9 protein-coding genes and 1 pseudogene are annotated in these 10,560 nt (G+C 67.7%); 5 read left to right on the forward strand and 5 right to left on the reverse strand.

Features of this window, described 5'->3' with window-relative positions; all coding sequences use genetic code 11:
• The first annotated feature begins 117 nt into the window (after window positions 1-117).
• Window positions 118-1,218, forward strand: a complete 1,101-nt coding sequence (locus OSB52_RS21915; protein WP_266063510.1) for a threonine aldolase family protein — start codon at window positions 118-120, stop codon at window positions 1,216-1,218.
• On the forward strand, window positions 1,215-2,093 hold the full coding sequence (locus tag OSB52_RS21920; RefSeq protein WP_266063511.1) for a siderophore-interacting protein: 879 nt from the start codon (window positions 1,215-1,217) through the stop codon (window positions 2,091-2,093). Before OSB52_RS21915 ends, OSB52_RS21920 begins: the two co-directional genes overlap by 4 nt.
• Window positions 2,094-2,113: 20 nt before the next feature.
• Here the strand turns inward: OSB52_RS21920 and OSB52_RS21925 are convergent, their stop codons facing one another.
• The 4 genes from OSB52_RS21925 to OSB52_RS21940 form a co-directional block, all read right to left on the reverse strand.
• Window positions 2,114-3,568, reverse strand: a complete 1,455-nt coding sequence (locus OSB52_RS21925) for an esterase/lipase family protein (RefSeq protein ID WP_266063512.1) — start codon at window positions 3,566-3,568, stop codon at window positions 2,114-2,116.
• A gap of 46 nt (window positions 3,569-3,614) precedes the next feature.
• Window positions 3,615-4,043 carry a PPOX class F420-dependent oxidoreductase gene (locus OSB52_RS21930; protein WP_235724327.1) on the reverse strand — a complete coding sequence of 143 codons (429 nt, stop codon included), beginning with the start codon at window positions 4,041-4,043 and terminating at the stop codon, window positions 3,615-3,617.
• A complete protein-coding gene (locus OSB52_RS21935; protein ID WP_266063513.1) occupies window positions 4,043-4,750 on the reverse strand; it encodes a type 1 glutamine amidotransferase domain-containing protein in 708 nt (235 codons plus the stop codon). Before OSB52_RS21935 ends, OSB52_RS21930 begins: the two co-directional genes overlap by 1 nt.
• A 67-nt stretch (window positions 4,751-4,817) precedes the next feature.
• Window positions 4,818-5,633, reverse strand: a complete 816-nt coding sequence (locus OSB52_RS21940; RefSeq protein ID WP_266063518.1) for a sulfurtransferase — start codon at window positions 5,631-5,633, stop codon at window positions 4,818-4,820.
• Window positions 5,634-5,808: 175 nt separating this feature from the next.
• Here OSB52_RS21940 and OSB52_RS21945 point away from each other — a divergent pair, with 175 nt between their 5' ends.
• Together OSB52_RS21945 and OSB52_RS21950 are read left to right on the forward strand one after the other, a co-directional pair.
• Entirely contained in the window at window positions 5,809-6,897 is a 1,089-nt protein-coding gene (locus tag OSB52_RS21945; protein WP_266063514.1) for an NAD(P)H-binding protein, read from the forward strand.
• Window positions 6,894-7,637 carry a CPBP family intramembrane glutamic endopeptidase gene (locus OSB52_RS21950; RefSeq protein WP_266063515.1) on the forward strand — a complete coding sequence of 248 codons (744 nt, stop codon included), beginning with the start codon at window positions 6,894-6,896 and terminating at the stop codon, window positions 7,635-7,637. Before OSB52_RS21945 ends, OSB52_RS21950 begins: the two co-directional genes overlap by 4 nt.
• 3 nt (window positions 7,638-7,640) lie before the next feature.
• On the opposite strand, the gene OSB52_RS21955 is transcribed toward OSB52_RS21950, so the two are convergent.
• Complete coding sequence (locus tag OSB52_RS21955) at window positions 7,641-8,453, reverse strand: MBL fold metallo-hydrolase (protein ID WP_266063516.1); 813 nt, start codon at window positions 8,451-8,453, stop codon at window positions 7,641-7,643.
• Between the two features lie 34 nt (window positions 8,454-8,487).
• Between OSB52_RS21955 and OSB52_RS21960 the strand changes: the two are divergent.
• A pseudogene (locus OSB52_RS21960) lies at window positions 8,488-10,468 on the forward strand (alkaline phosphatase family protein).
• The last annotated feature ends 92 nt before the right edge of the window (window positions 10,469-10,560 follow it).

Genomic DNA, 10,560 nt, shown 5'->3' on the forward strand with positions numbered 1-10,560 from the left:
ACCTGCCCCTGAGGGCGAGCGAGGAACGAGCGAGCGTCACGAAGGGCCCTACGCACGGGGCTTCCGCAAGCTCCAGCCCCGTTCAGCGACCCAGTGCGGATCGATACACTGGGCGCGATGGGTACAGCGAGTGTGACCAGTCACGGAACTGACCCGGCGATGATGTTTGCCAGCGACAACGCCGCCGGTACCAGCGCCGGGATCGTCGATGCGGTGGTGGCGGTATCGGCGCAGGCACATCTGGCCTATGGCAATGACACGGTGACCGCATCGGCGGGCCAACGGGTCGCCGAGCTTTTCGGCACCGACGTCGACCTGCATTGCGTGTCCACCGGTTCGGCCGCCAATTCCCTTGCGTTGGCGGCGCTGACGCGTCCGTGGGGATCGATTCTGTGCCATCGCAGCGCACACATCGAGGTCGACGAATGCGGCGGGCCCGAATTCTTCAGCGGCGGAGCGAAACTCGTTCTCCTCGATGGCGATGACGGTAAGATCGACCCCGACGAGATGCGGCGGGCGGTGCGCCATCGCGTCGGCGACGTGCACAGCGCGCAACCACAGGTGCTCAGCCTGACGCAGGCCACCGAGACCGGCTCGGTGTACTCGCTCGACGAGATCGGCACTCTCACCGCGATCGCCCGTGACGCCGGTCTGCGGATACACATGGACGGTGCACGCTTCGCCAATGCGCTCGTCCACCTCGGCGTGTCACCGGCCGAGATGACGTGGCGCAGCGGTGTCGACGTCCTTTCGTTCGGCATCACGAAGAACGGCGGGATGACCACCGACGCCATCGTCTCGTTCGACCCCACCCTGCATGATGAACTCCGATTCCGGGTCAAACGTGGCGGCCAGTTGGCCTCCAAGATGCGTTTCGAGTCGGCTCAGGTGCTGGCCTACCTGGCCGACGACCTGTGGTTGCGGAACGCGGGACACGCCAACGAGATGGCCCAGCGACTGATATCCAGACTGCGCACCACCGCCGGTGTCACGGTCCAGGGTGCCGCGCAGGCGAACCTGGTGTTCTGCGCGCTCCCCGAGCGGGTCATCGACGGCCTCACCGCACAGGGGTACGTCTTCCATCACGGCATCCCCGCACCCGGCGTTGCCCGCTTGGTGACCTCGCATGCCACCACTGCCGACGCAGTCGATGGACTTCTCGCCACCATCGAAGACCTCACGACGACCACCGCAACCGACAACCCGCAGCACTCATGACGCACTCCACGGCGCGTGTCACCACGAGCACCGACCTGACCCCGCGGCTGCGCCGGGTGCAATTCCACGTCCCCGACCTGGCCCGCCTCGCCTTGCCCGGTGACCCTGACGAGGCGGTGGGCATTTACTTCCCGCTTCCCGGCGAAACTGCCACACCCGAAATGGAGTGCCGCAACGGCGTGTGGGGCTATCACGATCCGGAGTCGGCCCCCGAGGCACGCAACTATTCGGTGCGCGCCATAGATCACGCCACCGGGACGATGACGGTGGACTTCGTCGTCCACTCCCACGGGCCGGCCACCGCATGGGCGCAACGCGCCGAGCCAGGCCACCAGGTGGTGATGGCGCATGCCCGCGGCTGGTACCGGCCTCCGCCCACCCAGTGGCGACTGCTGGCCGCCGACCTCGCCGGACTCCCCGCGTTGGCGCGGATTCTGCAGGAGGACAGCGGAACCCCACCGACCATCGCGGTCGTCGAGGTACCCGCTGCCATCGAGCTCGACTACCTGGACGATGTCGACCACGACGCGGATATCGTGCTGGTTTCCGGTAGCGGCAACGGGATCGGACCGAGTGTGCTGGCGGAGACGATGCGGCACCTGACACTCCCGGCCGGACCCGGTTACTGCTGGTTCGCCGGTGAGGCCGCAGAGTCCCGCGCGGTGCGCAAGTGGCTACGTAACGAGCACCATTGGCGACGCGAAAGCTACGACACCATCGGGTACTGGCGATCAGACAGCGAGGAGTGGTCCCGTCGGTATGCGGCGTACGGCGACGAGTTGTTCGCCGTGTATCAGGGTGCGATCGCTGCCGGCAAGGGCGAGAAGGCCGCGGCCGAGGAGTTCGACGAGGCGCTTGAGCGGCGCGGTCTGTAGCCGGTCATCGGTGGCGGAGCTCAGTCGAGCAACTCGGAGACGATGCGCAACGACTCGTCGGTGAGCAGATACGAGAGATGATGTGTCCCTGACGTACTCGGAACGCGATGAATGTCGGGGGTGGCAAGGTCCGCCCCGTCGATCAGCGACATGCTGCCGACGTCGACGACCAGATCGTTGGCGGCGTCACCCATCAGTGGGTCCACCACCTCGTCGGCGATTCGCGCCAACGCCGCGCTGAGGTCCTGCGACATGTCGGCGACCTCGCTCGGTTCGAAGTCGGTGACGACCGTCGAGTACGTCACCCCGCCGTTCGGAGCCGAACCCGCGTTGAGTCGGCCCAGAAAGGCCGACCCCGGCGTCATGGCGGCGAGCCCGGGCACCTGCTCGGCATCGAGAGCCTGGTCGATGATGCCCTTCACCACCGCAAAGATCAGCGTCAGCACCTGTTGCGCCGCAGCACCTCCGGCGGCACCGGCGAATCGACGGATCACGTCGGCGAGCAGTGTGGTGTAGAGGTCGAGCAACGTCGACCAGTTGCTGCGGTCGGCCAGCAACGTTCCGGCATTCGGCCCGCCCAGCATGGTCACGTCACGGACTACGACGCCGACGGGCATGCCGATCAGTTCGATGGCGCTGCGCGCGACGAGCGCGCCGCGGCTGTAGGTGAGGATGTCGAGATCGATCCGATCGGCCCGCAGTTGGTCGAGCAACGCGACGAGTTGCCGGGCATTCTGCTCGGGATCCTCACTCAGGGTGCGGTGGGTGAAGCCGAGCACGGTCGTGCCCTCGGCGCCGATCAGGCCGTCGAGCACCGCACGCCAGCCCGCGTCCCGCCAGCCGAAGCCGGTGCGGGTGGTGCTGAACGTGCCGTGGACCAACAGCACGACGCGACTGGTCCCGGCACCGAAGCTGACGTCCGCGGGCTGGATCGGCGTCCAGGTGGTGGGATCGGAATCGGCGATCTCGACCAGCGAGGGTCGCACGATCCGCGATTCCAGCCCAGCCACGACGTCGCCGGCGAGCGATTGACGAAGGCGAATCCCGAACAGCCGCAATGTGTTCTCCGCGACACCGGCCGCGGCGAGGCGGATCCTCAGCTCGGGCTCGCCGCGCCTCGGTTCGTCGAACACCGTCGGACGCACTGCACTGACGTGCTCATCGTCCGGCGGTGTGCCGCGATGCGTGGCCCACGAGAAGCATCCGCCGCGCTCACACAGCAGCACGTCACCATCACCACCCGACCGCACGCGAAGCAGCGGGGCGACAGGCCGCCCCGACGTCGACGCCTCGACGGTGCGGATCAGCGGCCGGTCGACCGTGATCGCCACCTTGTGCACCAGCGCGAGATCGTCAGCGGCGGACAGCGCCTGCGCGAGCGGGTCGTCGTCGCCGATGTCGCGCACGGCGACCTCGTCCGGTGACAGATCATCGGGAACCTCGATGACGAGGTCACCGTGACGGATGGTGGCCACCGCGACTCCTTCCGGCTCGCGCTATCAGCACCTCGACCACTTGGGATCAGGACTGAACCGACTGCGACTGGTCGTTGTCTTTCATCTCGCCCCAGCCGAACCACCGCTGCACCTCCATCACCGCGGTGGTACGTGGACGGTCCCGCTGCGGGTATGGACTGCCGGTGTAATGCCGCGACAGCCGGTCGATGTCGGCGAGACCCTCGTCTGCGCGGAACTCGATCACCCGACCGATCAGAGTGACGTGGGTGTACCAGTTTTCGGCCAACACCGTGAGCGTCACCCTCGGATCGCGGCGCAAGTGACCGAGGCGCGCCCGTCCGTCATCCATATTGAGGATCACGTGATCGCCGTCCATGAGATACCACGTGGCCGCCGAGACCGGCGATCCATCCTTGCGCAACGTGGCCATCACGCTGGGATTCGGTTGAGCCAGCATCTCGGTGACCGCCGGCGGCAGTGGGCCGGTGGACATCAGCGGCTCTGTTCCAGTCGCTCGACGATGGCTCGGGCCAACGGAGCCGACGATGCCGGGTTCTGGCCGGTGTACAGGGCGCCGTCGGTCTCCACGTGTGGGGCCCACGGGTCACCGGCGATCACCTTCAGTCCGGCTTCGGTGAGTCGATCCTGCAACAACCACGGCGCCTGTTCGGCAAGGCCGGCCTGCTGCTCCTCGGCGTTGGTGAATGCGGTGACCGTGCGACCGGCAAATACGCTCTCGCCGTTGGCATCACTGGCCGACAGCAACGCTGCGGGACCGTGGCAGACGATGCCGAGCGGAACATCATCACCGATCGCCGCGGTCAGCACGGCGGCCGCGTCGGCATCGGTGGCGAGATCCTCCATCGGTCCGTGCCCGCCCGGGAAGAACACCGCGTCGTAGTCGGAGACCTTCACGTCGGCCAACGCGATCGGCTTCTGGAGCTCGGGCGCGTTGTCGATGACATCCCGATAGTGCGCGGCCGCCTCTTCGGAACCGGCGCTCTGCGCGCTGAGACTGCCCTCGTCCACGGGTGGCCGGACCCCGCCTGGCGTGGCCACGGTCACCTGATAGCCCGCATCGACGAAGGTTTCGAGCGGGACCACCGCCTCCTCCGCCCAGAACCCGGTGGGGTGGCGCGTTCCGTCCTTCAGGGTCCAGTGGTCGGATCCGGTCATCACGAACAGCACCGTCTGTGCCATGTCGGCCTCCTTCGGTCTCGTCTGTGGCGCTCCGATGTTCCCCACGGTACTCACGATCGCCGGGGCGTCACACGGTCTCGGCCGGACGAGACGGATTCGCCGACCACTGCGACCACGACCCCGGGTACAACGCCGCGGTCCGCCCGGCGATCTGCAACGCCGCGACGGCATGGGCGGCGTTGACCCCGGAGCCGCAATAGGTGATCACCTCGTCGTCGTCGCCGATTCCCAAGGCCACGAACCGCTCCCGGAGTTCGTCGGCGGATAGGAACCGGCCATCGGGACCGAGGTTGGCAGCCGTGGGTGCGCTGATGGCGCCCGGGATATGACCTGCGCGCGGATCGACCGGCTCCACCTCGCCTCGGTATCGCTCGGCGGCGCGCGCGTCCACGAGAATCGCCGATGTCGTTGCCACATAATCGATCTCCGCGACGGGCAGGTGTCCCGCTTCGAGTGTCACCGACCCGGCGCGAGGCGTCGTGTCGCCGGCAGAGACGCGAAGGCCGGCGGCACGCCACGCACCGAGGCCACCGTCGAGCATCCGGACGTCGTGGTGCCCACCCCACCGCAGCAACCACCATGCCCGCGCCGACGCCAGATTTCCGATGTCGTCGTAGACCACCACCGGCGACGAGTCGTCGATCCCCCAACGCCGGGCCGCGGCCTGCAGGTCGGCGATATCGGGCAGCGGATGGCGCCCGTCCTCCGGCGACGGGGGTGCGGCGAGTTCGCGGTCGAGATCGACGTACACCGCACCCGGGATGTGTCCGTCGCGGTAGTGCTGGTGACCGTGACTGTCACCGAGCTGCCACCGCACGTCAAGGATCACCGGCGGCCGGTCGGAGAGCATCGCTTCGGTGAGTTCGTCCACACTGATGAGCATGTCGTCGATCTTGTCACTGCCGACGACGACGCCGCGTCGCGCGACCGGCGTTACCTCGCCGTGATCGCCGTCGCGATCGTGTTGCACCTTCGCGCGCACGCGCGAAGCGCCGGGGTTAAACCTCGTAGCGTCGGGGTATGAACAACTGGCAGCGACCATGCCCAGGGGGACTTCGATGAGACTGTTCGTCACCGGCGCGACCGGATATGTCGGGTCGCGGCTGGTCTGCTCGCTGCTCGCGGCCGGACACGAGGTGGTGGTCAGCAGCCGGCGGACCGCATCCTTGCGGCAGTTCAGCTGGTACGACGCCGTGACCGCCGTCGAGATGAATGCCGACGACCAATGGTCGGCGCACGATGCGCTGCAGGTCGCCGGCCAGATCGACGCCCTCTACTACCTGGTGCACGGCATCGGTCAGGACGACTTCGACGATGCCGATGTGCGCGCGGCGAACAACGTGGCGTTGGCCGCCCGCGACGCGTCGGTTCGCCGCATCATCTACCTCGGCGGGTTTGTTCCCGACGTCGACCGCAACCGCCTGTCGCCGCATCTGCGCAGTCGCGCCGACGCCGCCGATGCGCTCAACATCCCGGGCGGCGCCGACCTGGTGTGGTTGCGGGCCGCGGTGATCCTGGGTGCCGGGTCCACCTCGTTCGAGATCATCCGTTACGTCGCCGACCGACTCGCGGTGATCCCGGAACCGGGGTGGACCCGCAACCCGATGGACCCGATCTCCATACGCGATGTGCTGCACTATCTGACCGCTGTTGCACGGCCCGAGGTCCCGGCCGGCGCCTACGACATCGCCGGCCCCGATGAGGGCGTCCGCTACGGCGAGGTCCTCACCGAGTATCTGCGGGCCATCGGACAACCTCGGCTGCGCCTCCCCTTCCCCGACGTGAGTACGCGGCTGGTCGGCAAGGTCGCCGGACGCATCGTGCCGGTACCGACGTCGCTGACCGAAGACCTGGTGACCTCGCTGGATCAGCCGATGGCCGCGTCCGAACACACGATCCGCGAGATCGTGCCGGCGCTGCCCGGCGGCCTGACCCCTATGCGCAAGGCCATCGCCGCGGCCGTGCGCAGTCCCGCACCCCGGCCGGTTTGCGAATTGTCGAATCTGCATCATCTGGCCGAGACCGACCCCATGTGGGCGGGCGGAGATGCGATGCGGGTGCGCCGCATGATCGGTTCCACGGTGTCCACGACGGTGTCGTCGACGGGACGAGTAGCGCAAAGCATGGTATCCCTGCTGACAGGATGACTGCCGACCTCACGACCTTCGCCCAGCGACTGACCGAGCCCGCTCCCGGCACTAAGCGCGACGACCCCGGTGCGTTGCGGCGCCGGCGGATCGTCGTCGCCGTCTTCGTGGTGATCGGGGCGATCATCCTGGGTTTCTCGCTGTCCGCCGAACCGGGGGCTGCATCCTTTGTCCCGATGACGATCGCGTTGGCGGCCGCCTGGCTGATCGGTGGGTTTCTGTCGGGGCCGATCCGGCTGGGGCGGTTCGGGTGGCGACCGCCGGAGTCCGAGACGTCGCCGAAGTCGTCGACCGGGTCGGCGTCTGCAGTCGGTGCGGCCGCGCTCGGCATCGCGGTGGGTGTCGCCGTGGGTGCCGCCTTCGTCCTGGGCGCGCTCATCACCCGTGAAATCGAGGTGCTGGCCTCCCTGGTGCGCAACGTGCTCGCGTTTCGCGACGAGGGCAGCGTGGTGCTGATCACTGCGATCACCCTCGGCAACGGTCTGGCCGAGGAGATCTTCTTCCGGGGAGCGGTGTATTCGGCGGTGCAGAAGCATCAACCGTTGATCTGGTCGACGCTGCTCTACGCTCTCGTCACGCTGGCCAGCGGCAACGTGATGCTCGGGTTCGCCGCCATCGTGCTGGGCTCGGTGTGCGCGGTGTTGCGTCGCGCGACCGACGGAGTCCTCGCGCCGATCTGTACCCACGTGATCTGGGGCGCGATCATCCTGTTCTGTCTGCCGCCGATCTTCGGTACGTGAGTGTCACGAGGACTCGCCCAGATCGATCCCTTCACCCGGTTGCAGCTCGATGGCGGCCACCGCGTTGTCCGCTAAGAGTGATACGAAGTCCGCGCCCGGCCGAAAGAAGCGGTCCGGCCGCACACGTTCGAGTCCGATCGGCCACAGAGTCCCGAAGTGCACCGGAATGGCCAGTCCGGCATGGACGATCTCGGCTGCTTCGGCCGCCCGCGTCGGGTTCATGTGCCCGGGCCCCAGGTTCGGCCCCCAACCGCCAACCGGCAGCAGCGCGAGGTCACAGTGGGGAACCCAGTCGCCGATATCCGGATAGAGGTCGGTGTCGCCGGCGAAGTAGGTCGTCCGCTGCCCGCTGATCACATAGCCGAGCGCGACGGTATCGGCCGGCCCGCGACGCCATCGCCTGCCGTCGTGATCGGCGGGCACGGCCCGTATCCCCAACCCACCGATCGTGATCTCGTCGCCCGCCACGACCTCGATGAGCCGACCCCCGACGGCTCGCAAGGCAGGGAGTACGTCGGGCGCGTGGCGCGGCACCACGATCGGCACGTCCTGACCGAGCAGCCGCAGGGACGGCAGGTGCGTGTGGTCGGCGTGCAGATGCGACAACAGCACCACATCGGGAGCACGAACGTCGGGGTCGCTCGGAATGGGGCCGCGTCGCCGCCGCAGATGGGCAACCCGTCCGGTGAGGATGGGGTCGGTCAGCACGGTGGTCTGCCGATCGACGAGCAGAGTGCTCGCATGACCCAGCCAGCGCAGTTCGGAGTCCGGGCGGGTATCGCGGCGGGTCGCAGGGTCGTCGCCGGGATGGGTCATGCCATTACCATCGCAGGGCAATCGAAAGGACGCCATGCGCAGCACCGCCCGAGTCGTCGGCATCGTCGTCGAACTCATCGTCTTGTGGCTGATCTCGGCACTCGCCCTGTTGGTTCTCGACGCCGTCTTCGGTGGGGTCACCCTCGACACGGTCGTGGTGGACGGCCGTGCGACCACGCTGCCGGCTGCGTTGGCGTTGGCGCTGGTGTTCGGTCTGCTCAACGCGATCCTGTGGCCGCTGGTGGTGCGCGCGATGGCATGGATCGGACCGGTGATGCTGTTCGTCGCGGTCTTTTTGGCCGGCGGGTTGTTGCTGATGCTGTCGATGATCCTCGTGCCGGTCGCCAGCGTGGACCGCACATTCGACCTGTTCGTGATGGCCGCGCTGCTCTCGGTGTTCAGTTCCGTGGTCGGTGGTGTGATCGCATCCCGCTCGGACACCTCCTACCGGATCATGCAGGTGCGTCGGCAACGTTTCCGCCGGCGCACCTCGGTACCGGCCACCACCACTCCGGGTCTGCTGTGCCTACAGATCGACGGCCTCGGTCATGGCGTGCTGCGGCGCGCCATCGCCGATGGGGTCACCCCCACGATGGCGAAGCTGGTCCGCGACACCCACCGGCTGGTGCCCTGGCACACCGACTGGAGCAGCCAGACCGGTGCGTCCCAACTGGGCATCCTGCACGGCTGCAACCACAACGTCCCCGCGTTTCGCTGGTACGACAAGACCACGGGCACCGTTGCGGTGTTCAGCAACCCCCGCGACAACGAACAACGCGAGGCCGAACGCGCCGACCGACCGGGGCTGCTGGCGTTCGACGGTGCCAGCCGCGGCAACCTGTTCACCGGCGGCGCCGACGACAACGTGCTGGTGGTCAGCCGGATGCGGGGCGCCCGACTCGGCGGCGGCGCCGGCTATGCGTCGTACTTCTTCGACCCGTCGAGCGCACTGCGCACAGTGGTGCGGATGATCGCCGAGATCCAGCGCGAACTGCGCCAGGGGTTTCATCAACGGCGGCGACATCCGGCCACGGGTCCGACGCGGCGGCGTCTACCCGTTCGTGCGGGCCTTCACCACCGTGGTGGCCAACGACATCACGGTGGCCGCGGTGGTCCGCGATCTCATCGACGGTCGCAGCATCATCTACGCGGACCTGATCGGCTACGACGAGGTATCGCATCACTCGGGTATTTCGCGGCCGGAAACCCTTGCGGTGCTGACGAAGATCGACGAGACCATCCGACTGCTGTTGGCCACCGTGGAACAGGCCGACCGCGACTACCGGGTTGTGCTGCTGTCCGATCACGGGCAGAGTCAGGGCGCCACCTTCAGTCGGCGCTACGGCGAGAGTCTGGCACAGCTGGTCGACCGGCTGTGTGGCGATCCCGAACGGCCGGAGTCCGAAGACCTCTCGGCGCAGGCCGATGCCGAGGGGCGGCTCTATGCCTCGGCCAGTATGGGTTCTGCGGGTGAGAAGACCGACGTGTCCCCGCCGTCTGATCGACCGGTTGTGCTGGGTTCCGGGAACCTGGGCCTGATCAGCTTCCCGCGCATCGACGGCCGCGCCGATACCGAGTCGATCGAGGACGCCTATCCAGGTTTACTCGCTGGATTATGCGGCCACCCCGGGATCGGTTTCCTGCTGGTTGCTGTGCCCGGCGGCGGGTCGGTGGTGCTCGGCGCCGACGGTTCGGTCGACGTGGCCACCGGAGCGGTCACCGGCACCGACCCGCTGCGCGGGTTCGGCCCGGATGCACTCGAGAAGATCCGGCGCACAGATACATTCGACAATGTCGCAGACATCATGGTCGGTGGCGCCTATTGGCCCGAGACCGACGAGGTCGCTGCCTTCGAGGAACAGGTAGGCTCGCACGGCGGGATGGGCGGCCCGCAGAGCACACCGTTCCTGCTGTTCCCGAAAGACCTCCCGCACCCACCCGACCCCCTGCACGGCGCCGAAGCCGTCCACGCGGTGCTGACCGGTTGGCGCGACGCCCCTTCGCCGGCCGAGTAGCCACCAACCCTATCGCTGGTCGAGTAGTCACCAACCCGCGTCGCTCCCCACTTTGCCAACAACCATATCGCTGGTCGAGTAGCCACGAGCCG

The organism is Gordonia aquimaris, assembly GCF_026262595.1.
Taxonomy (GTDB): domain Bacteria; phylum Actinomycetota; class Actinomycetes; order Mycobacteriales; family Mycobacteriaceae; genus Gordonia; species Gordonia tangerina.